General features: G+C 43.9%; 22 protein-coding genes. 18 read left to right on the forward strand and 4 right to left on the reverse strand.

Annotated elements, in window-relative coordinates:
- Nucleotides 1-12: 12 nt before the first annotated feature.
- From NST34_RS01540 to NST34_RS01585, 10 genes are all read left to right on the forward strand, one after another.
- On the forward strand, nt 13-789 hold the full coding sequence (locus NST34_RS01540) for an ABC transporter permease (protein WP_042184207.1): 777 nt from the start codon (nt 13-15) through the stop codon (nt 787-789).
- Nucleotides 790-983: 194 nt separating this feature from the next.
- On the forward strand, nt 984-2,096 hold the full coding sequence (locus NST34_RS01545; RefSeq protein ID WP_076299914.1) for an ABC transporter substrate-binding protein: 1,113 nt from the start codon (nt 984-986) through the stop codon (nt 2,094-2,096).
- 92 nt (nt 2,097-2,188) lie between these two features.
- Nucleotides 2,189-3,112 (forward strand): ABC transporter permease, encoded by a 924-nt coding sequence (locus NST34_RS01550; RefSeq protein ID WP_341126989.1) that lies wholly within the window; start codon nt 2,189-2,191, stop codon nt 3,110-3,112.
- Entirely contained in the window at nt 3,109-3,912 is an 804-nt protein-coding gene (locus NST34_RS01555; RefSeq protein ID WP_042184213.1) for an ABC transporter permease, read from the forward strand. Before NST34_RS01550 ends, NST34_RS01555 begins: the two co-directional genes overlap by 4 nt.
- Nucleotides 3,909-4,952, forward strand: coding sequence for an ABC transporter ATP-binding protein (locus tag NST34_RS01560; protein WP_341126990.1), 1,044 nt, complete (start codon nt 3,909-3,911; stop codon nt 4,950-4,952). Before NST34_RS01555 ends, NST34_RS01560 begins: the two co-directional genes overlap by 4 nt.
- A 14-nt stretch (nt 4,953-4,966) precedes the next feature.
- The gene (locus NST34_RS01565) at nt 4,967-5,833 is read left to right on the forward strand and encodes an alkaline phosphatase family protein (protein WP_076299988.1); all 867 of its coding nucleotides are present in this window, start codon (nt 4,967-4,969) and stop codon (nt 5,831-5,833) included.
- 93 nt (nt 5,834-5,926) lie between these two features.
- A complete protein-coding gene (locus NST34_RS01570; RefSeq protein ID WP_060623858.1) occupies nt 5,927-6,244 on the forward strand; it encodes a hypothetical protein in 318 nt (105 codons plus the stop codon).
- 109 nt (nt 6,245-6,353) lie between these two features.
- Nucleotides 6,354-6,590: a DUF6953 family protein gene (locus NST34_RS01575; protein ID WP_042123499.1), complete on the forward strand. Its 237-nt coding sequence runs from the start codon at nt 6,354-6,356 to the stop codon at nt 6,588-6,590.
- Nucleotides 6,591-6,605: 15 nt separating this feature from the next.
- The gene (locus tag NST34_RS01580) at nt 6,606-6,878 is read left to right on the forward strand and encodes a helix-turn-helix domain-containing protein (RefSeq protein WP_076285106.1); all 273 of its coding nucleotides are present in this window, start codon (nt 6,606-6,608) and stop codon (nt 6,876-6,878) included.
- Between the two features lie 171 nt (nt 6,879-7,049).
- Nucleotides 7,050-7,631, forward strand: a complete 582-nt coding sequence (locus NST34_RS01585) for a 50S ribosomal protein L25 (RefSeq protein WP_076285107.1) — start codon at nt 7,050-7,052, stop codon at nt 7,629-7,631.
- Between the two features lie 66 nt (nt 7,632-7,697).
- On the opposite strand, the gene NST34_RS01590 is transcribed toward NST34_RS01585, so the two are convergent.
- Nucleotides 7,698-10,001, reverse strand: a complete 2,304-nt coding sequence (locus NST34_RS01590) for a UvrD-helicase domain-containing protein (RefSeq protein ID WP_341126991.1) — start codon at nt 9,999-10,001, stop codon at nt 7,698-7,700.
- A 215-nt stretch (nt 10,002-10,216) separates the two neighbouring features.
- Here NST34_RS01590 and NST34_RS01595 point away from each other — a divergent pair, with 215 nt between their 5' ends.
- The 3 genes from NST34_RS01595 (at nt 10,217) to NST34_RS01605 (ending at nt 12,790) form a co-directional block, all read left to right on the forward strand.
- On the forward strand, nt 10,217-10,516 hold the full coding sequence (locus tag NST34_RS01595) for a hypothetical protein (RefSeq protein ID WP_341126992.1): 300 nt from the start codon (nt 10,217-10,219) through the stop codon (nt 10,514-10,516).
- 64 nt (nt 10,517-10,580) lie between these two features.
- Complete coding sequence (locus tag NST34_RS01600; RefSeq protein ID WP_341126993.1) at nt 10,581-11,417, forward strand: DUF6492 family protein; 837 nt, start codon at nt 10,581-10,583, stop codon at nt 11,415-11,417.
- An 11-nt stretch (nt 11,418-11,428) separates the two neighbouring features.
- Complete coding sequence (locus NST34_RS01605; protein WP_341129497.1) at nt 11,429-12,790, forward strand: sugar phosphate nucleotidyltransferase; 1,362 nt, start codon at nt 11,429-11,431, stop codon at nt 12,788-12,790.
- A 103-nt stretch (nt 12,791-12,893) separates the two neighbouring features.
- On the opposite strand, the gene NST34_RS01610 is transcribed toward NST34_RS01605, so the two are convergent.
- Both NST34_RS01610 and NST34_RS01615 read right to left on the reverse strand, forming a co-directional pair.
- Nucleotides 12,894-14,615: a sensor histidine kinase gene (locus tag NST34_RS01610; protein ID WP_341126994.1), complete on the reverse strand. Its 1,722-nt coding sequence runs from the start codon at nt 14,613-14,615 to the stop codon at nt 12,894-12,896.
- On the reverse strand, nt 14,593-16,161 hold the full coding sequence (locus NST34_RS01615) for a response regulator (protein ID WP_341126995.1): 1,569 nt from the start codon (nt 16,159-16,161) through the stop codon (nt 14,593-14,595). Before NST34_RS01615 ends, NST34_RS01610 begins: the two co-directional genes overlap by 23 nt.
- A gap of 252 nt (nt 16,162-16,413) precedes the next feature.
- Between NST34_RS01615 and NST34_RS01620 the strand changes: the two genes are divergently transcribed.
- The 4 genes from NST34_RS01620 (at nt 16,414) to NST34_RS01635 (ending at nt 22,229) form a co-directional block, all read left to right on the forward strand.
- Nucleotides 16,414-18,126 (forward strand): extracellular solute-binding protein, encoded by a 1,713-nt coding sequence (locus NST34_RS01620; RefSeq protein WP_081382939.1) that lies wholly within the window; start codon nt 16,414-16,416, stop codon nt 18,124-18,126.
- 22 nt (nt 18,127-18,148) lie between these two features.
- Nucleotides 18,149-19,039 carry an ABC transporter permease gene (locus tag NST34_RS01625; RefSeq protein ID WP_042184236.1) on the forward strand — a complete coding sequence of 297 codons (891 nt, stop codon included), beginning with the start codon at nt 18,149-18,151 and terminating at the stop codon, nt 19,037-19,039.
- A gap of 18 nt (nt 19,040-19,057) precedes the next feature.
- Nucleotides 19,058-19,936, forward strand: a complete 879-nt coding sequence (locus NST34_RS01630; protein WP_042184238.1) for a carbohydrate ABC transporter permease — start codon at nt 19,058-19,060, stop codon at nt 19,934-19,936.
- A gap of 64 nt (nt 19,937-20,000) precedes the next feature.
- Entirely contained in the window at nt 20,001-22,229 is a 2,229-nt protein-coding gene (locus NST34_RS01635; protein WP_341126996.1) for an amylo-alpha-1,6-glucosidase, read from the forward strand.
- Between the two features lie 101 nt (nt 22,230-22,330).
- On the opposite strand, the gene NST34_RS01640 is transcribed toward NST34_RS01635, so the two are convergent.
- Nucleotides 22,331-23,194 (reverse strand): Cof-type HAD-IIB family hydrolase, encoded by an 864-nt coding sequence (locus NST34_RS01640; protein WP_341126997.1) that lies wholly within the window; start codon nt 23,192-23,194, stop codon nt 22,331-22,333.
- Between the two features lie 273 nt (nt 23,195-23,467).
- Between NST34_RS01640 and NST34_RS01645 the strand changes: the two genes are divergently transcribed.
- Nucleotides 23,468-24,709, forward strand: coding sequence for a DUF445 domain-containing protein (locus NST34_RS01645; protein WP_341126998.1), 1,242 nt, complete (start codon nt 23,468-23,470; stop codon nt 24,707-24,709).
- Nucleotides 24,710-24,719: the final 10 nt, after the last annotated feature.

Consider the following 24,719-nt stretch of genomic DNA (forward strand, 5'->3'; position numbering starts at 1 on the left):
GTGGGACAGATGATGAAATGGGTGGAAAAGAAATGGGTTTCTGTATCCATACTATGGATTGCCGCACTCTGCGTCTGGCAGCTTGGGGCAGTGATCTACGGTCCTGATGTGATCCCTGGACCGTGGAGTACGCTTAAGGGTGGACGGGAACTTCTGGAAGACGGAACTTTGATGCAATATATCGGGATTAGCTTTTACCGGGTGCTAATTGGCTGGGTACTCGGCAGTTTAATGGCGATTCCCGTAGGTCTGATTATTGGAAAGGTGAATGTAATTCGTATCTTTGCAGAGCCTTTTCTGAACTTTATTCGTTTTATCCCGCCGATTGCATTCATTACATTGTTTCTAGTGTGGTTTGGCATTGGGGAGCAGTCGAAGATTGCATTGATTATGTACGCTACCTTTTTTATTGTGGTGCTGAATACCTTGACCGGTGTGATGTCCGTAGAGGAGGATAAAATCCGCTCAGCCCGTAGTATGGGCGCCAGTGAGTGGCAAATTCTGATTCATGTGATCGTCCCGGCGACGATACCGTATATTTTTACAGGCATCCGGTTAGCGATGGGAACCTCGTATATGGCGATTATCGGTGCGGAAATGATTGCTTCGAACGAAGGTGTAGGTTATCTGATTTGGAATTCCAGATTGTTTTTCCGGACAGATTGGATCTTTGTAGGGTTATTCTGTCTTGGCTTTATGGGCTTTTTCACGGATCGGTTATTTGGATGGTTCGGCAAGAAAGTGCTCTATAGATACGGCGTGGTAAGTGTGGCGGCGCGTAGAAGGTAGTATAGCTTTAAGCATAAACACGAGAACCGCCTGAGTGAATCAGGTGGTTTTTGGGTATGTCTTACTTTTTATTTACAAATATTCCTATCCTCCTTAATGCCGCGAAAATAGTACACGCCTATACTGCAATTGGGTGCCTAACAGTTGGAGCATAGAGAAGCCCGCAAATAAGAAATAGGAGTGAAGGGGAAATCATGAAAAAAGGGATCAAAAATCAATTATCGATGGGTCTAATGTTATCCTTGCTCGTCCTGTTGCTTGCTGCTTGTGGAAATTCGGCTAAGGCTGACGAATCAACGAATGGAAATGCTGGCACCAAAGAATTAAGTCTGACCGAGATCGAGAGTAAAGCTAAAGAAGAGGGCAGTGTTATCAGCGTGGGAATGCCGGATTCCTGGGCGAACTGGAAAGATACATGGAGTGATATGAGTAGTAAGTATGGTCTTACACATTCAGATACGGATATGTCGAGCGCGGAGGAAATTGCCAAGTTTGATGCGGAAAAAGATAAGCCAACGGCTGATATCGGAGATGTAGGGATCGCTTTTGGATCGGTTGCCGTGGAAAAAGGAGTAACACAGCCTTATAAAACGACCTACTGGGATGAGATCCCTAATTGGGCTAAGGATAAGGACGGAAATTGGATTGTCGGCTATCAAGGGACGATTTCGTTTCTGACAAACACCAAGCTCGTGGCTAATCCACCGAAGAGCTGGGAAGATCTGAAGAACGGCAATTACAAAATCATCGTTGGTGATGTAACCAAAGCTGCTCAAGCGCAGATGGCTGTATTGGCCGCAGCGATTGCTTTTGGTGGCGATGAGTCGAACATTGAGCCAGGGATTGCTTTTTTCGAGGATTTAGCTAAAAAAGGACGTCTCTCCAATGCAGAGGCTTCTCTTGCCAACATTGAAAAAGGGGAAGTAGAAGTTACCCTGCTGTGGGATTTCAACGCTTTGAACTATAGAGATCAGATCAACAAAGATGGCTTCGCGGTAGCCATTCCGAAGGAAGGCAGTGTGGTGAGTGGATATGCAACGATCATTAATAAATATGCGCCGCATCCTAACGCTGCGAAGCTGACACGTCAATACATCCTTAGTGATGAAGGACAGATTAATCTTGCCAAAGGGTACGCTCGTCCGATTCGTGACAGTGTAACACTGCCGGATGATGTCGCGGCTAAGCTGCTGCCAAAAGAGGAGTATGTTAACGCTAAGCCTGTTGGTGATTACAAGGTATGGGAAGAAACAGCGAAGACCATTCCACAGTTATGGCAGGAACGTGTGCTTGTGCATTTGAACTAGAATTGTTCTTCCCCCAAAAAAAGAAACAGGGCGCCTTCGTTACGATGCCGTAAGGTGCCCTTGTTCTATTCCCGCGACAAGGAGTGAGGAAGTTGAAACAGAAAAGCCGCGGTGTGATCCTGGCACTCATTCCGTTTGCACTGATGGTGTTGGCATTTCAGTTGGTGCCTGTATTGTCCATGCTGACGGGAAGTTTCCAAAAGGCAGATGGAACTGGACTTACGCTAGGCAATTATCTGCATGCACTGCAAAGTGCCTATTACATGCGGGCTATCAAGAACAGCTTGCTGATCTCTTTAACCTCAAGTCTGATAGGGATCATTGTCGGACTTTTTTGTGCATATTGTATTACTCGGTTCACTCCGAGGGTAAGGGACAGACTCTTAATGCTGTCGAATATGACCTCTAACTTCGCAGGAGTTCCGCTGGCTTTTGCGTATATTATTTTGCTTGGTAACAATGGAGTGTTTACGCTCTTATTCAAACAGTGGGGCTGGAGTGTTTTTACCGATTTTGATTTATATAGCTGGTCTGGTCTGATTCTGGTGTATGTCTATTTTCAGGTTCCATTAGCCTTACTGCTCTTGTATCCATCCTTTTACGGAATTCGTGAGCAGTGGAGAGAGGCGGCGTCCTTGCTGGGAGCAGGACCGTGGCAGTTCTGGAAGACGATTGGGCTGCCAATTCTAACTCCGGCGATCTTCGGCACACTGGGAATACTGTTTGCCAATGCGATGGGTGCTTATGCAACGGCATATGCTTTGGTTGGCGGGAATTATAATCTGCTGGCGGTACGTATCGGTTCACTGGTTGCTGGAGATGTGGTTACTCAGCCAGAAATGGGGAGTACGCTTGCTGTTCTGCTGGGTCTGACTACGATTTTGGCCGTCTATTTGAATCATCTGATGGTTCGGCGAACGGAGAGATTTGGAGCTAAAGCGCTCAGTAAACCGGATGTGAAAACCAAATCTTCTCGGCGCTTGTGGACGGCAGCTAGTGAGGAGGTGGGGCAATGAATATACGTAAAGCAGGCTTCGCTCCGCGCACTTTCATGCTAATGCTCATGGTGTATTTATTACTTCCACTGTTAGCAACCGGTATTTATGCCTTCGCGCAGGACTGGCAGAATACCTTGTTGCCTCAAGCTTGGACACTGAATTGGTTTGGAGAAATGTTTAAGGATATTCGTTTTTTGGAGGCGCTTTGGACCTCGCTGTATTTATGCCTGATTAGCGTGGTGCTGAGTCTGGCCGTGATGCTGCCAGCTGTTTTTGTCATCACCATTTATTTTCCGCGCTGGGAGAGCTTTATGAAAGTGATTGTTGTTCTGCCTTATGCGGTGCCTGGTGTAGTGGCTGCGGTGGGACTTATTCGTACCTATTCCTCTGGCCTCTTTGATATCGCTGGAACAGCTTATTTATTGGTGGGGGCGTATTTTGTGGTCATTCTTCCCTATATGTATCAGGGCATTCGCAATAGTCTGTTGACCGTTAACGCCGTAGAACTGCTGCATGCCGCAGAATTGCTTGGAGCCCGCCGCAGAACGGCTTTTATGAATGTGATTTTGCCAAATATCTGGCCTGGCGTTATCGTCTCTACCTTATTATCATTTTCCGTTCTGTTCGGTGAATTTGTTCTTACAAACATGCTAGTTGGCGGGCATATTCAGACGATTCAGGTGTATCTATATCAAAGAATGGGCGAAAGCGGACATTTAGCCAGTGCGATTGCCATCTCGTATTTTCTGTTTATTCTAGTTCTTTCGATGGTACTAATGAAGCTTGGCAAAAAGATGGGAGGAGGCGTTAAGGGATGAACGATTATCTGAAGCTGCAGGGAATACTCAAAATGTTTGGTGAGACCTGTGTGCTAGACAATATAGATTTGGAGATACGTGAAGGGGAGCTTGTGACGCTGCTAGGACCTTCCGGTTGCGGGAAAAGTACGTTACTTCGCTGCATAGCTGGCCTTTCGGAGCTGGATGGCGGCAGAATCCTTCTAGAGAATAAAGATCTGGCAAATCTGCCGCCCCGTAAACGCGAGGTGGGGATGGTGTTCCAGTCTTATGCTCTATTCCCTAATCTGACGGTGAGCCAAAATATTGAGTATGGAATGAAGATGCGTGGTTTGTCCAAAGCCGCCCGACGTAGCCGCTGCGAGGAACTGCTGGTTTTAGTCGATCTAGAGGAGAAGCGGGACGTCTATCCGCAGTCACTCTCCGGTGGACAGCAGCAGCGGGTAGCGCTGGCCCGTTCTCTAGCCGTGCAGCCCAAAGTATTACTGCTGGATGAACCCCTGAGTGCACTCGATGCCAAGATCCGCAAGAATCTACGTGCTGAAATTCGTGATATTCAGAAGCGCTTTAACATGACGACTCTATTCGTTACGCATGATCAGGAAGAAGCGCTGATTCTATCCGACCGCATCTGCATTATGAATGGTGGACGCATCGTCCAAGATGGAACACCGGAAGGACTGTACACCGCGCCGCGCACAGAGTTCGTTGCCCGGTTCATGGGCAGTTATAACGTATTGACTCGGCCAGAGGTGATGGCGCTGTTCCGCGGAATAGATAGTGGGATGGACAGCTTTGCTATTCGCCCCGAAGCCGTAACGTTACTGCATGATGGGGCGGGTCAGCAGGAGGCTGCTGCCGGAGCACAACTGGTGAATGGAGTGATTAAATCTGTGTCTGTGCTAGGCAATATTATTCGATGTACGGTTGAGGCTGAAGGAATCCGATTAACGGTTGATCTTTTAAATGATGGACGCTGGCTGCGGGTTGGAGAAGGGGACAAAGTCACATTGGCGTTGAACCCTTCCGAGCTTTTACATTTAGAGCGAGAAGGAGCGTGAGTAGATTGACGGAAATGACCAATAAACTCATTGTGGTTGTCTTGGACGGACTTAGATATGATGCTGCTCGCAAATACATGGGCTATCTGGAGCATCTTGTGGAGCAAGGATCCTTATCTTGTTATCGAGTACAGTCGGAATTACCCAGTCTATCACGTCCGCTTTATGAAGTGCTCTTAACGGGTACACCCGTGTCCAAAAATGGAATTACGGCTAACCATATTGTGAGACCTAGCCATGAAGAAAGTGTATTTCATTTGGCAGTAGCCGCTAATTTGCGTACAGCTGCTGTCGCCTATCATTGGGTCAGTGAGCTTTATAATTCGGCCCCCTTTGATCCACTGGCTGATCGCCATCAGCATAATGTGATGATGCCAATTCAGCATGGCAGCTTTTATTTCGAGGATCACTATCCTGACAGTCATGTGTTTGCCGATGCCGTGTATTTACGGAGTGCTTATGATCCGCATTTTCTATACATTCACTCCATGAATATAGACGACGCCGGGCATCGTTATGGCGGGGAGAGCAAGGAATATGAGCTTTCCGTGCGTAACGCCGATGGACTGCTAGCCACTGTTTTGCCTATTTGGATGGAGCAGGGGTATAAGATTCTGATTACGGCAGATCATGGGATGAACGCAAATGGGTACCATGGAGGGGTCACCTCTTCCGAGCGGGATGTGCCGTTATATACGTTTGGAGTAGATGCATTGCCTCTGGCAAAAGAAGATCAAGCAATCCCCCAATTAAGGCTGGCTCCGTTAATGTGCCACTGCTTAGGGCTTGCTCCCTCAGCTGCAATGAGCAAGGAAGGCTTGCCCCCTTTTGTGCAAAAGCAACCACTTCATGAGGTGAATGAACCTGTGATTTTAGGATGAAAATAAAATAGTAAAGCAAGATGAAAATCATATACGGGAACGCTGGGTTTTTGTATAATAAATAGTATATTTTACCTATTAGGAGGTTGTCTTTTGAGCGCTTCTAAAGCTATGAAATGGATTACAGGCTCGTTTGAAATTATTTTGGCAATTCCATTTCTGGGTGCTACTATTGTAGTGTTCAGTGGGTACTCTGTACTGGGATTTATGTTTATTCTTCATCTAATCACTTTGATTTTATCTTTAAAGAACAATGAATCTATCTATGGTTCAGTGCTCGGAATTGTAACTTCTTTATTGGCTTGGATTCCAATAGTGGGATGGGTATTACACTTGATTACAGGGATTCTGTTGATGGTAAGCGGTGGACAGAAGACTCGTTATCCTTCGAATCATACCTATCCACAATAATTAAGACATCCTAATACAGCCCGATTCGGACGTTTGTCCGGTCGGGCTGTATTCATGTTATAATGAGGGCACATTTTAGCATGAAGTACATGAAAGGAGGCACATCCATATGGAAGTAACAGCACAAGATGTAGCGGAATGGATGGTTAAGGAAATTCGGTTTACGGGTACCTTGTATCAGACCGCGGCGATTGAATATGTGAAAGAGAACTTTGGGGAACAATTTGTATTTGTGAATGAGAATGGCAATGCCTCGCTGTCCAAGGAAGTAAAGAAAGCTTTCCGGAAGCTGCACGGCGGCAAAATCGCGTGGGATCGCGATGGATTTTTGTGGGCGTGGACTTAAGCTGGAGGTGAATGTATGCCGGTTATCCGAAGTAAATTAAGTGTGGTCATGGAGAATCATGATCCCAAACTCTCTATACGAAAGCTTGCTAAGGATATTAATTATCACTTTGATTCGGTTCGCCGTATGTATAAGGATGAGATGGTACAGTATCCCAGAGACTTGCTCTTAAAGCTTTGTTTATATTTTAATGTACAGCCTGGGGAACTCATCGGAATCGAAGAGTTGAATGAAAGTGATTGTACAATAGAAGAAGTGATAGGTGAAGATGAATTAAGTAAGAGTTAAATAAATTGAGGAAGTGCAGTTGGGAAGAGTTGAGGAATGGGAAGTTGAATTCACTCAAGTCTTCTTTTTTGTGTGGAAAAGGGAGATTTCTGCTAAATTTGACTAGATTATATGGTCATGTTATACTTAGGATGACAAGAATTTATGGTCAAAGAGAGCAGGAAATAAAAAATGAGTAAATTTATTCAATTAAACAAGCGTACTGGCGAAACAAAGTCCCAAAAGAAATTAGCGAGAAAACAGGGACGTATCCCGGCTGTATTGTATGGAGTGGGTAAAGATACTCTGAACGTAGAAGTGGATGAAAAAGAGCTGTTGGGTACTTTGAGAAAAAATCCACGGGCTATTCTGCAAGCAAAAACAACGGACGATGAAGCAATGCCGATCATTGTTCAGCATATTCAAAAGGATTCTCTGTCAGGTAAGATCTTGCATATTGATTTCCAGCATGTGAACATGTCTGTAAATATGGATAGTAAAGTTACGATTCATTTTGCAGGGGAAGCAATCGGCGTGAAAGCCGGTGGCGTATTGCAAGTGGAATTGTATGAAGTAGAAGTTCGTTGTATGCCGGGCGTTTTGCCTACTTCTATGGAAGTAGATATTAGTAAACTTGATATTGGCGATCAGCTGCTAGTTTCTGACCTGATTTTCCAAGATGGAATCGAAGTGCTGACCGATCCGAATGCAGTAATGATTCAGATTAAGACTGTACATGAAGAAGTTGAAGAAGCAGTAGTAACTACAGCTTAAATATATATTTATATTAAAAAAAGCAAGTTTCCAGGGAAGAGGAAACTTGCTTTTTTTGCGTGTAGATCATACGGGAACTTCTCGCTGATCCTTTGCCATAGGTGAGCTACATAAGGGACAGGGCTTTGAGGTTAGATGATCCTCTGCTCCGCCAGCTTTCATGCGTGTCCAACCAGGACAACTGTTGCCCGTGCAGTTCCATACCGGAACGACATGGGTTTTTGTTTTTGTCGTGGTCGCTCGGCTGGTCGGTAAGGATCTTGTTGTCACGGTTCTACTCACCGTAGTTGCTGCTGTGGAAGAAACCGCTGAACGGAAGGCGGATAACATGAAGCGGGAGACCTCCGCTTTTTTACCCCGATGCTGTGCAGGTGAGCTGATGAATAGCTCCTCTCGGGCTCTCGTAACGGCCACGTACGCCAGTCTCCGTTCCTCCTCTAGTGCTGCTAAGCTTGAGGCTCCGCTGCTTCCGGCAGCAAGCTTGCGGTCTTTTAACCGGTCGCCCTCCAGTGCAGAGCTATGCGGAAGAATTCCCTCAGACGCTCCAATTAAAAAGACTACAGGAAACTCTAGCCCCTTTGATTTATGAATGGTCATTAATGCAATCCGATTGCCTTGCTCTTTAGTACCTGGTTGGCGATTATGCTCGTTACGCTCCGTGACATTATCTATGAAATCAAGAAAGGCAGGGATGCTGTCGAAACGCGCCGCGGAGGATTCTAGCTCATCTAGCATTTCTTTTAACGTCTCTCGATGCAGCGTCGCTTGATGCCGTTCATTCGCTTCGATGAAATAATCATAGAATTGGGTACGAATCTGCCGGATTGCTTGTATTGGGGTCAGTTCGCGTATATTACGGATTAGATCGAGCCGATCTCTTAGTTTAGTTCCTTTGAAGTCTTCCATGCCAGGCATAGACAATAGGTGGATTAACGGTCCTTGCTTGGGCTGTCTAGCTTCCATCTGGCGGATATGATTCATACCTTTTTCACGGTTCATATATAGCGTCGGCAGGATATTCTCCATCGCCGCAAAATTTCGCCGATTCACGGAGAGTCGCAAATGATCCACTACCGGAGAGATCAGCCAGTGCTCGTACAATAATTGCCCTTCTCCGTAATCAATATAGGGAATATCGCGTAAAAGGAGCAGTTCGAGAACGGCCCGATTGCTGCTCGAGGCCCGGTACAACATGGCGAAGTCGCTATATTCTCTTTTGCCGCTAGAGACCTCGTTTAAAATATGCTCGATCATCTGCTCGGCTTCTTCATCTGCAGTTTGCGGACGCATATATCGTGGCTGACTTCCACTACCTTTTGCGGCTTGCAGGGTTTTGGAACGCCGACGTGTATTGTGCTTGATAATGCCGTTGCCAAGTCCAACGATAGCTGGGCCTGAGCGGTAATTAATATCGAGCGTAATAACCCTTGCTCCCGGATAGAGCTTCTCGAACTCTAGAATGAACTCACTGCGCGCTCCGTTGAAGGAATAAATCGTTTGGTCATCATCACCAACCACCATTAGATTATGCTGTGGGTGAGCGACCATTTTGACAAGTTCGTACTGCAAGGCGTTTGTATCCTGGAACTCATCCACCATCACGTACAGATATCTCATCTGCAACTCTTGCAAAAGCTCCGGACGCTCCTTCAGCATCCGATAGGCAATTAAGAGGACATCATCGAAATCGATTTTGAAATTGTCTTGTTTCCATTGTTCGTATATTTCCAGAATGGATTTCATTTCTTTTTCGGCGGTGGTGCCTTCTGGTAGATCTTCCACGGTGCCCATGTTCATTTTGCAGGAAGAGAGCAGAGAGAGTACGGTTTCCGGTGGATAAGCATCCTTCGGCAGTCCGAGCTCACGCATGATCTGCTTCAATAGGATGTGCTGGCGCCGTGTCTCACTGAAAATTTCCTGTTGCAATCCTTGTCTGCGCAAGAAAAATAAGAAAAAAGAATGGAACGTACGGGCCTGAAGTCTTGCGACGTCCGCTGTGCTGACTCCCGGGAGCAGGGCGATTCGTTCGCGCATTTCTGCCGCGGCTTTACTCGAAAAAGTCAGCAATAGCAGCTGACTCGGCGAGACGCCGCGCACCGACAACAAATAACCGGTTCTGCAGATCAGAACCGAGGTTTTGCCGGAGCCTGCACCGGCCAGTGTCAGTAGCGGCCCTTTATGATGCCGCACCGCAGCAATCTGCGGGCGGTTGAGCAGGATGCCGCCTTCCTCCAGCCTGCGGAAATAAGCGGAGTCCCCCTCCTCCCGCTTCACTAGCTCCTTGCTGGTCTGCGCTGAAGCTACTGCCGCTTGCGGGATGCGTTCGCCGGTTGCTCCCAGCGGGATATTATGAAATAAGAGCTTATTCAATAGATTCACCTTCATATATTTCTGTATAGAGTGAGCTCAACAAAACTAGTTGGAGAATGGTTGAGTTCATCTTAAAATGTGCCGATTAAAATACGCCGAAAATTTAGCCAATCTACAATATACCATCCCAGCCTTTTTACTGCACAGAAAAAAATGCTGGATATAGTATCGGGGAGTGTGGAGCTTGGTTGTGTGAATGGGGATTGGTGGGCAAGATGTACGGTATAAATCCCGTAGAAAAGCTGGAATTGGGCTCGAGTGGCGGGATGTACGGTATAAATCCCGTAGAAAAGCTAGAATTGGGCTCGAGTGGCGGGATGTACGGTATAAATCCCGTAGAAAGGCTGGAATCGGTCTCCGCAGGCGAAAAGAACGGTATAAATCCCGTAGAAAAGTTGGAATTGGGCTCTGCGGGCGAAAAGAAGGGTATAAATCCCCCAGAAGTGAGCGGATTTGGCCTTATGGGCGAAAAGAAGGATATAAATCCCCCTTGTCCTCTCTTAAGTTTACAGTAAAGCCCATTCCCTTTCCTTATTATCCTCATATCCTAAAGCAAAATCATGATATGGAGATGACCGTATGCCCTCGCCTAAAAAGGTCCGCATAAGACATGCCGTTACCATAGATGTACTGATTCCGGCTATCGAGAAAGATTTGGCTACACTCCCCTATGTTATTGACGCTGTCCGAACACATGTTAAGCATCCGATAGGTCGTATATTGATTGTTGCTCCAAAAAAGACTCGTATACTGGATTTCTGCCGAAAAAAGGGCTGTACCTTTGTCGATGAGAATACAGTCCTTCCGATTACAAAAAAAGATATCCATTACCGTTCACGGAAATGGGAAAGATCCGGTTGGTTGTTCCAGCAATTGTTGAAGCTGAATGGTGACAAGCTATGTACGGCTGACTATTTTTTAGTCATCGATGCAGATACGGTCTTAATCGCTCCTCATCGATTCCGTGAGAAGGGAAAGACGATTTTTTACAGCCGCAATTGGAGTCAGCCTCAGTACTTTACAACCTATAGGAAGCTAATGGGTAAGAAGGCGGCATCTGCTTCTTCTTTTGTGACGCATTATATGCTGTTTGAACGCAGCCAATTGACTCAGATGAAAAGAGAGATTGAAGCAAAGCATCAGAGGCCTTGGTATTCGGCGATTATACACAGTATGAACCGCACTAAGCAATTTGCTTTTTCTGAATTCGAAACTTATGGGAATTACCTGTATTCGAAGGATCGTGGGGGCATGAAGATCCAAAAAGCACGCAATAAAGGCCTCCATATGAATGCAGGTCAGCTTTCCAAGCAGAAGCTGAATGAGCTGGCGGAAAAGTATAGATCATTGTCTTTTCATAAACGGAAGGGGTATGTGAGAACACCGAGTAGTAAGTCCAGCGCAGGGGGGCGATAGCGTTGCAGATCGTGCTCCTTTCAGGGGGATCGGGAAAGAGGCTGTGGCCGTTGTCGAATGAGATCAGGTCAAAGGCATTTTTAAGACTTCTTCCAACAGAAAATGGCGGCATGGAGTCGATGATCGAGCGAGTATGCAGAGGGCTGGATGAGGCAGGATTGTTAGATTCAAGCTGCATTGTAACCCATCGCAGTCAGGTGGAAATTACCCGCAAATCTGTTGGCAATCAGGTTGCTTTACTGGCGGAGCCACAGAAGCGGGGAACTTTTACTGCAGTTGCATTGGCGGCGAGCTATTTGCATTCCGTGAAGAAAATAGACTTAGAAGAGATCGTTGTGGTCATTCCGGTGGATTCTTATGTGGAGGCTTCTTTTTTCAGTCAGCTTCGGCAGTTTCCCAGCGTGCTGTCCGAATCACAAGCGGATATTGCCCTGATCGGTGTTACGCCTGAATTCCCATCCACACAGTTCGGGTATATATTGCCGAGTGAAGGTTCAGAGGGGACGTCTTTTCTAAATGTGAAGCAATTTGCAGAGAAACCAGACGAAATGGCGGCAGCCGAGTTCATCTCCTGTGGAGGACTATGGAACTGTGGGGTGTTCTCCTGCTCATTAGGATACTTGCTCTCAACTATGGTGGAACGGAATCTTTCAGCAGATTACATGGAGCTAGTGGAGCGTTATGACGAATTGCCAGAACGAAGTTTTGACTATGAAGTGCTTGAGCATACGCAGCGAGCGGTAGTTATTCCTTACACCGGAGTTTGGGCGGATATTGGTAGTTGGGATGCGCTTACCCCTCATTTGCAGGAAAAGGTAATTGGCAGGGGGAGCATTTCTGAGGATTCAAAAGGAACCTATTTAGTGAACGAACTCTCTTGTCCCGTACATGTCATCGGTGCCCCAGGTTTGATTGTGGCAGCGGGTGCGGATGGTATTTTGGTTGCTGGGATCGAGCAGGCGAAACGGATTAAGCAGAAGCTGGAGGGTCATGCCGCGAAGCCGATGATTGAAGAAAAGCGGTGGGGCAACTCACGCATTCTGGATTTCTCACGAACAGCAGCAGGAGTTGAGGTTACGACTTCCAAAATCACGATGTTGGCAGGGAAACACACCAGCTATCATTTTCACAGGCATACCAAAGAAATATGGTCTTTTCTTTCGGGCAATGGAGAGTACCGTATGAACGGCGTTCTTCATGCAGTTGCAGCCGGAGACACAGTTATAGTACCTGCCGGTGCGAGACATGGTTTGCGGGCGATTACACCGCTCGAATTGATCATTATTGAACTGGTGACGTCTTCTGATGTGGGGGATTATGTACGTGTTTCTGCTGAATGGGTGGGGGAGGAAAGCGCTCCTGATCATTTGTAATTCAATAGATTGAAAAAAATCAACCGGGTTTAATCCAGCGTACATGTCCCGGTTGAATTTAATTTTAGAGTGTAGCTAATTAACATCACTGCATTTAAAAGAGTTATAGATCTGAGCCACCTTCGTATCTTTTGGATGGAAATCGAAATGTGACCTCCGTTCCCAGTCCTAGAATACTGGTAATGGACAGGCCGTACTCTGGTCCGTACATTAGCATAGCCCGGTCATTTACATTTTTGAGCCCATAGCCTATAGACTGGGATTTAAGCAGAAGATTGAGTCGTTCTTGTGGGATGCCAACGCCATTATCCTTTACTTTGAAGATGATACACTCCTCCACCATTTCTCCGGATAGAATAATTTTGCTTCCTTCTTCTTCTCTATTCTCAATACCATGAATAATAGCATTCTCAATTAGAGGCTGAAGCATCAGGTTAGGCATGTAATAAGAGAGAATAGCCTCGTCGATCTGATATTCTATCTCAAAGCTGTTGCTATGCATGTTAAGCTGAATCTGTATATAAGATTGTACATTCAATAGTTCATCTGAAACCGAAATAATATTATTCCCTTTATTCAGCGTAGTCCGATAGAACGTGGATAGAAGCTGAGCCATTTCACTTATATCTGTTGCATGGATTCGAATGGCTCTCCAATTGATGAGCGAAAGAGCATTATATAGAAAATGAGGATTAATCTGAGCCTGTAGGGCTTTCATTTCATATTCTTTTCGTGAAATTTCCTCAATGTAGACTTTATCGATTAACACTTTTGTTTTGTCAACCATATTGCCAAAGCCTCTGATTAAATCCCCAATTTCATCTTTGGATGTGCTGGTGACGGTGACTTCCAGGGATCCCTCTTCTACGGTGCGCATATTATTGCGCAGACGCTTAATTTGTGAATTGAACTTTCGAGAGAATAGATTGGCGGTTATAGCAACGGCAGCAATACAGGCAACAATAACAAGCCCAACTGTCGAAAGGATTTTCCAAGCAGAATTCGTAATCATCTTCGTAGGTTTGCATAACATCACTGTCCATCCTGATATAGGAACTTCAGATTGCAATACAGTGTACTTTGTATTTTTCCATTGCAGCGTATCTAAGTTGTCTGTGCTATTGGAAGGAATATATCCTTCTATACCAGGCGAGGCATAGATCGACTTTCCATAAGCATCTTTGACGAGAATCTCTGAACCTTGAGAGAGTAGGGAGTCAAAGGGTGTGAATAACGAATCGTAATTCACACGTGCATACAGCACATTTTCTTTTGGATCTTTCTGTTTCGTATTAATAATGCGTCGAACAGCAAAAATCTCCTTATTATCTGTAAACCACAGGACATCGACTGACTTCATCAACGGCGGGTACCAATGTTCCTGTTTAATATCATTTAGGGCTCGGACGGTATTGCCATGTGCCAAAAGATTGGTTCCTGTATACAGAGTGATTTGTTCTACACCTGTATTTAGATACCGTGCCGTATTGAAATTTTGGTCAATCACATGGGTTAACTGATCATACATTTCATACATACTTGTGTAGGTATGATTAGCTGAATTAATAATTTCCTGATTAAAACTCAAGAAATTCATGAGTTTATTGTAGACATCCAGATGACTATTTAAAGCTAAAGCCCCTTGATTTAAGGCTGCTTTCAAATCAGATTTGGATTGCTTAATGAGGGATGATTTGGCTTCTTGATAGCAGAAGCTGCCCAATACAATCACAGGAATCATACTGATTAACATAAATGAAAGCATGATCTTGGTTTGAAACTTCAAGTCGCGAATATTTTGCTTAAGTGTCCGCCAAAGTTGCATGGTGCTCCTCCCGATATACAGAGGACTTCTGATTATACTGTCTATATTTTTCTGGTGTGTACCCATAGAAATCCCTGAAATTTTGGCAGAAGTATGAAATATTGCGATAGCCCACTGCGGTGCAAATATTTGATATTTTTTGATGCGTATTTGTTAACAACTCTTTTGCGTTTTGCATGCGGACATTCTTAATATATTTATTAAGCCCACAGCCTGTCTGCTTCTTGAATATGGAGCTAAGATAATGTGGAGACAAATACACTTTAGCAGCAAGCATTTCCAGACTGAGATCATCTGCATAATATTGTTCAATATATTGTTTGACGGCATCGACATCACGGTTCTGAGTAGGCTCATGGTTAGTAGAGTTCTGATCAATCCGAGCGATACCTTCAAATATGATATCTTTGATATCACGCAAATCTTCAGATCCATATATGATCTCGACGGCAGTCTGCAACTCCATTTCTGATATAGGTGCAGCTTGTGTCATGATCTCTTGATAGATTGTGGAGAACATATACTTTACATATAAATGTGAATACTGTACTTGATGTACGTATTTTTGATATAAAATCTCAGTATTTGCTCGTAAGCTAAAAATATCTTGATCCTTCAGATTATTTCGAATCTGATCTAGTAGATGGCTATCTGTAAGGTCTGGATACAAGGCCTCAGAGAAATGTAAGTCATTTTGTGTATTAAACACAAAGGTATCTGGGAGAAAAAAACGATATTCCATCAATTCTTCTAATGAAGTCAAAAGTGAACCTAAATCTAGTATTGAGGTTAGTTCCTCTTTCATAGCGAGATAACAATTCACTTTATATTTATCAAGGATACAATGATGCAGGTGCATCGCTGAATGATTATCAAACCGGGAAGAAGGGGACTCTTGCTCGGGAAACAGTAGTAGACTCTGACATCCGTTTAGATTTAAGTAATCAGCAGATGTGTCTACTAAACCAAGAACAAACTCTTCGAACTCCGAATCCACAGATTCAAAAAATGGCTTATCGAATTCTAACAAAAGCATTTTATTGTAATGGCTGGGTAATTCAATAGACAGCTCTTGAAGAGGAGGCGGGCTTCCGATGCCATTGACTAGAGAGAAGAGTAGATGTTTTCTCACATAGCTTAGCTTTCTTTGTGACGCTTCTTCTTTTTGTTGCTGGTTCTTTAATTCCTGAATAACTTTTTCTAAAGTAGTTTGGAATGCTTCAATGTTAACAGGTTTCAAAAGATACTCGGATACGCCCAGGGAGAGGGCTGTTTTGGCATACTCAAATTCAGCGAATCCACTGAATAAAATCACCTTTAATTTGGGGTGCAACTTTAATGCTTCCTTTGTTAGCTGTAATCCATCCATTATAGGCATCCGCACATCGGTAAATAGAATATCGACAGAGTGTGCGCTTACATATTCAAGTGCTTTGCGACCGTTTTCTGCAACATGCAATTGGAGGGGGAAGCCAAGCTCCTTAATGAGGAAAGCAATCCCCTCTCGCTCCTCCTTATGATCATCTACCACCAATATGGATAACATTATTTACCACCTTTCGACATGTAGTGACATTGATATTGTAGTATAACATCTTCGACCGTAGCAATTATTCCTCGATATTATCGTTAATGATGAGTATTTATTTGTGTAAAACATAATTTTTTTGCGTTTACGATGGATAGCAATAATCTATAAACTTAAGGAAGTAACAATATAATTTTTTTTGAAGCTGGCCGGCGCTTTGAAATCGTTTTCTAATACGAGTTTTTTTATAGAAAAAGGGAGGCTCTTATAATGAAACATAAATTGAGAAAATCAAGCTCCATAGTATTAGCATCACTATTAGCTGTTGCTATGGTAGGTTGTTCAAGTTCTAATAATTCTTCAGCATCTACTCCAAAGACAGATGCGAGTGATCCTGCATGGAAAGAAGCACAGACGACTCCATTTGGCGCCTATCCTGAAACAGTTACTTATTCTGTTGGACAAGTGGCAACGAGCTATTCAGCACTTGCAGGAACGCCTTATGAGAAAGATAATGCCACAAACAATGTGTGGACAAGATATTTCAAGGATAAGCTGAACATTCAAAATACGACCTCGTTTGAGTCCAATGATGGTACAGACTATAGTCAGAAAGTTTCGATGGCGATTGTAAGCGGTGAAATCCCTGATCTAATGGTGGTTCCTGACTACGCGACATTGCAACAGCTTTATGAGAACGATCTGATTGCAGATCTGACCGAGGTTTATGAAAATACTGCCAGCGATCGAATTAAGGAAATTTATGATTCCTACGGTGGTCGTGTTCTGGATAGTGCAAAGTTCGATGGCAAGCTGATGGCCATACCAACTACTGAAATCTCACATGGTCCTGGTATCCTCTGGCTTCGCAAAGACTGGATGGACAAATTGGGACTTGCTGAGCCGAAATCAATGGCTGATGTCGAGAACATTATTAAGCAATTTGTAGAAAAAGATCCAGGTGGTAACGGAGCGGGTAAGACGCTAGGTCTTGTTGTCGATAATGAAAACGTTGCCGGTGTCTCTGGTGGACAATTCTCATTTAATAATATTTTTTCACTATATGGTGCGTATCCAAAACAGTGGATTGATGATGGAAGTGGAAAGGCTGTATACGGATCTGTTCAACCAGAGATGAAGCCAGCACTGACCAAGTTGTCTGAAATGTACAAGAATAACTTGATAGATCGTCAGTTTGCAGTACGTACTGGTGATGACCGCAAGGCGCTACTTACAAGCGGAAAAAGTGGGTCGTTCATGGATAACTGGTGGGGAAGCTGGACTGTGGCTGACACGCTTAAGCTGAATCCAGAAGCGGAATGGGTATCTTATGTTGCCCCACAATCAGAGGATGGCTCGCTTACAATGTTCACTGGAAATCCTTCCAGCAGTTATTTGGTTGTTCGCAAAGGCTTTGAACATCCTGAACTTGCAGCCAAGCTTGTGAGTGCTCAATATGACTATCAGCGTTACCAAGAAAAAGATGAAAAAGCTTTGAAAGAATTTGAAGATTATAAGAGCATGAATGTTGGTGGATCTCCGCTCGCCATTAATATCGATTATTATGACGCTTTCTATCGTAACGTTGACATCATGAAAGCAGCATTAGAAACAGGCGATACAAGTAAATTAACTAGCAATGAGGATTTAACGGCTTATAACTCCTATAAGAAATTTCTTGATAGTAAGAAGAATGGAGAAACACCAGACTCCAATGCATGGGCTGGATATACTTCCAGTATTACGACAGCTAGTTTGGTGAAAGCCTCTAATATTAAAGAAGTGAATCCATTATTCTTTGGAAGTACATCATCCATGACGTTGAAATGGCCGACACTTACTAAAATGGAACTTGAAATGTACTTGAAGATCATTACAGGTGAGCAAACACCTGACGCGTTTGATAAGTTTGTAGATAGCTGGAATAAAACTGGCGGCGAAGTAATTACTAAGGAAGTTAACGAAGCGATAGCAACCAAATGATGTTGAAAGAGATGATCCGTAAATGAAAAATAAAAAAGATCAGACAGCATTCCATCTCATGATGGCGCCAGGCATGATTTTCCTAATTATCTTTTCGTTTATTCCAATGTTCGGTATTATAATGGCTTTTCAAAATTATGTTCCGGCTAAGGGAATGAGTGGTTCATCCTGGGTAGGTCTTGATAATTTCAAATTTATGCTCCAAATTCCTGACAGCAAACAGATTTTCAGTAATACGATCGTTATCGCGTTATGGAAAATTATCGTGGGTACTTTTACATCCATCGTGTTTGCCCTGTTATTAAATGAAATTCGGGTAAAGTTTGCTAAGCGATTCATACAGACGGTTGTTTATCTGCCGAACTTCTTGTCATGGGCGATCTTAGCTACTGTAGTCATGAATATCTTCTCTTATGAAGGTCCTGTTAATGCCATGTTAAGTTGGTTTGGGATTGACCCGGTCTTGTTTATGGCCAGCAATACCTGGTTTAGACCGATGCTAGTATTAACAGATGTCTGGAAGGGTTTTGGGTACGGTTCAATCATCTACCTAGCTTCCCTGACATCCATTGATCCCGGACTTTATGAGGCGGGCTCCATTGATGGAGCCAACCGGTTTAAGAAACTGTGGCACATCACGTTGCCAGGCTTAATGCCAACTATTTTGCTGGTTACAACCTTGAACTTGCCGAATGTATTGAATGCTGGTTTTGATCAGATCTTCAATCTGTATAATCCTTTGGTGTATGAATCTTCGGATATTATTGATACCTACGTTTATCGGGTGGGTCTGGTGGAAAGACAATACAGCTTAGGTACAGCAGTTGGCCTATTACGGTCGGTCGTTGGTATCGTACTGATTCTTTCTGCGAATAAATTGGCCCAAAAACTTACGGATTATCGTATTTTCTAAAGAAAGGGGGGTTCTCCCATTTACGCATCTAACATCAAGGGTCGTATTGCAGATGTTATTATCTGGGTATTTGTTCTAGCGTTCGCCTTGTCCTGTCTCATACCGTTAGTCAATTTAGTAGCCATCTCTTTCAGTGATAATGCGGCGGCTTCCGCAAATCTAGTAAGTATATTCCCGGTTAATCCGACGTTTAGCTCCTATGAAAAATTATTGTCTGACAGCCAGTTTTGGCGTTCATTCATGATCTCTGTAGAACGGGTAGTGTTAGGTCTGCTTGTGAATATGGTACTGATGATTCTTACAGCCTATCCATTGTCTAAAAGTTCACGAGTATTCACGGGTCAGAAGGTTTATATGAATCTCGTTATCTTCGCGATGTTATTCTCAGGCGGATTGATTCCAACCTTTATGGTAGTCAAAGAGCTTAATCTTTTAGACTCCATCTGGTCATTGATCTTGCCGGGTGCAGTACCGATAGGGAATGTTATCTTGCTGATGAATGCTTTCCGCGCTGTACCGAAATCTCTAGAGGAAGCAGCGAATATAGATGGAGCTTCACAGTGGAGAATATTAGGGACAATTTATCTCCCAATAGTATTGCCTACGCTTGCCACCGTTACGCTCTTTACTATTGTGGGCCATTGGAATGATTATTTTGGTGCCCTGGTTTATATTAATAAGACGGCGAATTATCCATTGCAAACCTATATCCAACAGCTTAGCGTTGAGGTTCAGAACATTACGGATCCTGAAAAATTATTGGAATTAGCAAAAGTTTCGAATAAGACTTTGAACGCTGCTAAAATCGTAGTTTCTACGCTACCATTGTTGTTGATTTATCCGTTTATGCAAAAGTATTTCGTATCAGGGATTGTCGTTGGTTCGGTTAAAGAATAAATATTAGTAGACAGCCGCTATGAAGCTTCATAGCGGCCTACTATTTTCAAGTAGGAGGCTTACAATGAATAGTAATCAAGTTCATACATCAATTCTGGATGACATGAAGACATTTGTCTCTCAAGAAGCCAATCGGAGTATTTCATTTACGAATAAAGAGGCAGCATTTTATTTTACGCAATCCCATCATACGGATCATGTGGAACATGCATTTTTTGAGGGACTTAATATTGCTAAGAATAGAATTTTCGGTGGATACACCTTATTCGTAGGTGAACAGAAGCTAGACAATCGACAAGCTGAAGTTTGGGCCTATCCTTATAAAATGGTGCGTAAGCACGCCGATCTTACAGAAGAGCTGTGGTTGTTGGATTATCATAATCTATTAGAAATTAGTCTCGCTAATGCTAAGGAAGACATAGGCATCGTTTTAAGGGGAGAGAATGTTAGCTATATAAACCAACAGGATCATCTCGCGTTCTTTAGCGCTATCGAGGGAGATTGGGTGATTGCAGTTAGTGCTATCAACCTTTCACCTTTGCATATGGATAATGAAGTTCTAATTGCCGATGCAAACGCTGGGGGTTATTATATCGCTGCAGGTAAGACATCCGAAGAAGCAGCAAGCTTAATCCTTAAAGCTAGACAAGATATTAGTACTTTGAAAGATGAACGTGTTAAGCGGATGGAAGATTTCTTACACCATAATGCCCATCTAACCAGCAGTGATGATACGTTTACTTTAGCCATGAATTGGTTGAACATCACAATGGATCAGTTGGTTACTAGACAGCAGGGTGATGGTATCTATGCAGGACTACCATGGTTTAACGAATATTGGGGACGGGATCAATTCATAGCTCTTCCAGGCGCTGTGCTCGTTACAGGGCAATTCGAAACGGCTAGAAATATCTTGCTATCATTCGCAGAGTTTCAGAATACGGACGAAGATTCTAAATACTTTGGTAGAATTCCAAATATCTTGTCTCCTGGAAAAGTGGATTACCATACAACGGATGGTACGCCGCGATTCATTATCCAGTTGCAGGATTACGTTAAGTATTCAGGAGATACAGCGATCATTAAAGAGCTGTATCACAATGTACAATATAGTATTGAAGGTTCCATAAAATATTGGGTAGATGATAAAGGGTACTTGAAGCACGCAGATAATGAAACTTGGATGGATGCCCGGGATGGCAATTTGGAGTCATATTCTCCTCGGGATACCCGTGCCAACGATATTCAAGCACTCTGGTATAACCAATTGCTTGCTGGTGTTTACTTTGCTGAATATATGAATGACAAGGTGAATGCTGATAAATGGAAGGGCATTGCTGAAACCTTGAAGCGCCATTTTGAGGTCGATTTCATTGATCAAGCGCATCCTTATTTAGCAGACAGACTGGATGCAGAAGATAAGCCGGAATTCTCCCTGCGCCCAAACCAGTTATTTGCATTTGAAATGTTTGATGATAACGATTTTAAGGCTAGAGCGATTCGTACCGCGTGGGAAGAGTTGGTCTATCCATGGGGTGTTGCTTCGCTAGATAGACATCATCCATTGTTTCGTCCGTTTCATTTAACATCTCATTATCCGAAAGACGAGGCTTACCATAACGGTGCGGTTTGGATTTGGCTTAATGGTATTGCGATGCAGCGTATGATTGAAGCAGGGCAGGAAGAAACGGCCTATCAGCTATTCAAGAATATGAACTGGCAGGCCTTGAATTTAGGTGTTGTTGGTGGACTTTGTGAGAATATGGATGCTTATCCAGAGGAAGGTGAGAGCTGGGCGAAGTTGACGGGTGCATACCTGCAAGCTTGGTCCAATGCTGAGCACCTGCGTGTGTGGTACCAATATTTCTTAGGTATCCGTCCAGACCTGATTAACAATACACTGACAATTGCTCCAAGAATTCCGCAAGAGCTTGAATCCTTGGCTTATAATGTGAACATAGGAAAGGGACAGATCGAAGCCACGTATAACCGTGGACTTGAAATCACTTACGCCTATACATTCAAGAATGTGGGACTGGAAGTTATCATCGATATGTCTCCTTTCGAAACGGTATCGCTTGAAGTTAAGCCCAATATGGAGCTGGTTGTAAGACAAGATGATCATACACTGGCAGTTACCTTATATGATGAGAATCGTCAAATGCTCAAGGAGATTCAGTCAGGGCTATCCGAATCACGTGTTATGCACAATAAGCGGAATAACGAGTTATTAAAAGACGTTGAGTTTGCCAAGCCATTGAGCTTGGACGATCATCCTTGTATAAAGCTGTAGCTATAATTAGTTAAGACAATCTTAAAAAAACCTCTAACCCATCCTCAGGATGATGTTAGAGGTTTTTTTGGCAGTTTATGATTTAAGCCAGGCATGTTGGTTCAGAATTTAGCCATAAGATGCTCAAGTCCTGTCGCCACTCCATCTTCGGCATTACTGACTGTAACAAATTCAGCCATTTCCTTTAGAATCGGTGCTGCGTTAGCCATGGCAATCCGGTAGCCTGCCACCTCGAACATCGGTTGATCATTATAGCTGTCACCCATTACGGCTACATCTGTTAGCGGGATGCCATAGTGGGCGGCGAGCATAGCTACACCGGAGCCTTTGTTGGCGTCCTCATGGTTAATTTCGATATTATTGACATGGGAGGCTGTAATAATAAGGCCAGGGATCGCGACGAAGCGGGTGGAGGCTTCTTTGAGCAGTTCCCGGTCTAGAGAAAAGGCTAATGTTTTATAAATGACGTTTTCTTCTTTACTCCAGATCTCTTCCATACTTTCGACGTAAGTTACAGCCGCTTGTTGAAACTGCTGATCGATCATTGCTTTTAGCAGCCAGCTGACTTCCTCAGGTACTTCTTCTTCACTTAGTGCAGATAGTTTCTCTAATCGTACCCGTTTATTGAGCTCCACATATACGTTGTCCTCTGTGTATACCTCGTAATACAAATCCGGAATTTCGTTCATCCAGCGTAATGCAGGAATGATGTCTTCCTTCTTCAGCGGTTTACTTGCTGCCAGCGTGTGGTCAGACAATGTAACCACTGCGCCATTCAGACTGACTACAGGGCATTCCAGATCTGCCAGCCGCAGTTGTCGTTCCGCATCCATAAAAGAGCGTCCCGTAGCAATAATTACGATATGACCTAAATTTTGAGCCTTTATAATCGCCTCGCGGTTCTTTGGGCTAATTTGTCCTTCTTCGTTCAGCAATGTTCCATCCATATCTAAAGCAATCAGCATATTGTAAGATCTCCTTATCCAGTCATAGTTGTCCCCTTCGCGGGCTAGTGAGAACGTTAATTGTATCTTATCATTAATATTCTGAAAACCAAAAACACCTTTTCATTCCTAGTCTAATCGTATATTTTTAGAATATAGTTCAGTCGTGGTACAATAGTTGTTAAACTAATCGACTAGCCGAGTCTATCGTCAGTTCATGTTCGTGGGACGTGATCCGTCGGTATTTTTCCTGCGTAAGGACATCGGCAGCTGTGTATGTAAGGGGGACTAATCGTGAGATCCAAAAACTTGGCCACCATGTCACTAGCTTTTATGGCATGTGGGTTTCTGATTACACTATTTCTACCTGAAAATCTCGCTGTAATTCTACTAAGAGGTGGCTTTGAGGCTGGGCTGGTTGGGGGGATTGCCGACTGGTTCGCGGTAACCGCGTTATTCCGCCATCCGCTCGGGCTGCGTATTCCACATACCTCACTGCTGCTCAAGAATCGGGATAAGATTATTCAGTCGTTAATTACCGCTATGGAGACTGAGCTGCTGAACAAAGAGAGTATTGAGAACAAGCTGCGCAAGTTTGGCATTATGTCTATGAGTTCCAAGCTGCTGACGAAGTTCTTTAGCAAGAAGAAGGCGAGAGCCCAGATCCTAGAGCAGCTTAGCGAATTCGTGTCACGTCTTCCGGTAGAGAAAGCTGTACCTTTTCTTCAAAAGGCAGCCTCTGACTATATTCGTGAAGCAGAGCTTGGAGTTGCGGCTGATAAGATTGTCACTAAATTAATGAACGATGGAAAAGATGTAGCGGCTCTGGATTATGCGCTAGAAGGGGTATCTAACTGGAGCGGTCGTCCTGAAACGAAAGCTATGCTGGGTAAGATCACCAGTGAGAAACTGGCTGAAGTAAAGCTCGGTGGACTGAAAGGGATGGCTTTTCAGGCTTTCGTTGGATTCATGGATGCGGATATGCTTGGTGAAATGCTGCAAGGCATGCTGCAGTCCGGTATTCGCGATTTTCGTGAAGAGGATAGCCCTTATCGTGAAGAGATCATCCGGGAAATTCGGGTGGCGTTGTTCCAGATTGTTAATGATGAGGCTAGAATGACTTCTGTGAAAGAATGGGCACTACAAGAGCTTGAGGGAGAAGCGGTAACTGCTTTTCTGCATACTCAATTGGAGAACGTACGTAGTAAGGCACTCTCCTTATTAGAAGAGGACCGGGCAGCTGGCGGAAGAAAACTATTTGCACTATACACCCTTCTTATGCGCCGTATTAGTAAGGAACAAGAGTGGATCGGTAGCTGGGAGGAGCGGATTCGCGCTTCATTGATTGCATTTGTAGAGGCTAACCACTTCCGAATCGGTCTTTTGGTGAAGGAGAATCTGGATAGCATGGACGATGCTAGTCTAGTGAATATGCTGGAGGATAAAGTAGGTAAAGATCTTCAGTGGATTCGTGTGAACGGTGCCTTATGCGGTTTTGTTGTAGGGCTTGTACTTACGGTTGTTCAATTTATTTAAATCAAAGTAG

Origin of the sequence: Paenibacillus sp. FSL H7-0714 (genome assembly GCF_038003765.1) — a bacterium.
GTDB lineage: Bacteria > Bacillota > Bacilli > Paenibacillales > Paenibacillaceae > Paenibacillus_AQ.

Bases quoted from the DNA above. Each gene is read 5' to 3' on its own strand.
- NST34_RS01540 (WP_042184207.1), top strand. From the start codon at position 13: ATGAAATGGGTGGAAAAGAAATGGGTTTCTGTATCCATACTATGGATT.
- NST34_RS01545 (WP_076299914.1), top strand. From the start codon at position 984: ATGAAAAAAGGGATCAAAAATCAATTATCGATGGGTCTAATGTTATCC.
- NST34_RS01555 (WP_042184213.1), top strand. From the start codon at position 3,109: ATGAATATACGTAAAGCAGGCTTCGCTCCGCGCACTTTCATGCTAATG.
- NST34_RS01560 (WP_341126990.1), top strand. From the start codon at position 3,909: ATGAACGATTATCTGAAGCTGCAGGGAATACTCAAAATGTTTGGTGAG.
- NST34_RS01565 (WP_076299988.1), top strand. From the start codon at position 4,967: ATGACCAATAAACTCATTGTGGTTGTCTTGGACGGACTTAGATATGAT.
- NST34_RS01575 (WP_042123499.1), top strand. From the start codon at position 6,354: ATGGAAGTAACAGCACAAGATGTAGCGGAATGGATGGTTAAGGAAATT.
- NST34_RS01580 (WP_076285106.1), top strand. From the start codon at position 6,606: ATGCCGGTTATCCGAAGTAAATTAAGTGTGGTCATGGAGAATCATGAT.
- NST34_RS01585 (WP_076285107.1), top strand. From the start codon at position 7,050: ATGAGTAAATTTATTCAATTAAACAAGCGTACTGGCGAAACAAAGTCC.
- NST34_RS01595 (WP_341126992.1), top strand. From the start codon at position 10,217: ATGTACGGTATAAATCCCGTAGAAAAGCTGGAATTGGGCTCGAGTGGC.
- NST34_RS01600 (WP_341126993.1), top strand. From the start codon at position 10,581: ATGCCCTCGCCTAAAAAGGTCCGCATAAGACATGCCGTTACCATAGAT.
- NST34_RS01610 (WP_341126994.1), bottom strand. From the start codon at position 14,615: ATGCAACTTTGGCGGACACTTAAGCAAAATATTCGCGACTTGAAGTTT.
- NST34_RS01615 (WP_341126995.1), bottom strand. From the start codon at position 16,161: ATGTTATCCATATTGGTGGTAGATGATCATAAGGAGGAGCGAGAGGGG.
- NST34_RS01620 (WP_081382939.1), top strand. From the start codon at position 16,414: ATGAAACATAAATTGAGAAAATCAAGCTCCATAGTATTAGCATCACTA.
- NST34_RS01625 (WP_042184236.1), top strand. From the start codon at position 18,149: ATGAAAAATAAAAAAGATCAGACAGCATTCCATCTCATGATGGCGCCA.
- NST34_RS01635 (WP_341126996.1), top strand. From the start codon at position 20,001: ATGAATAGTAATCAAGTTCATACATCAATTCTGGATGACATGAAGACA.
- NST34_RS01640 (WP_341126997.1), bottom strand. From the start codon at position 23,194: ATGCTGATTGCTTTAGATATGGATGGAACATTGCTGAACGAAGAAGGA.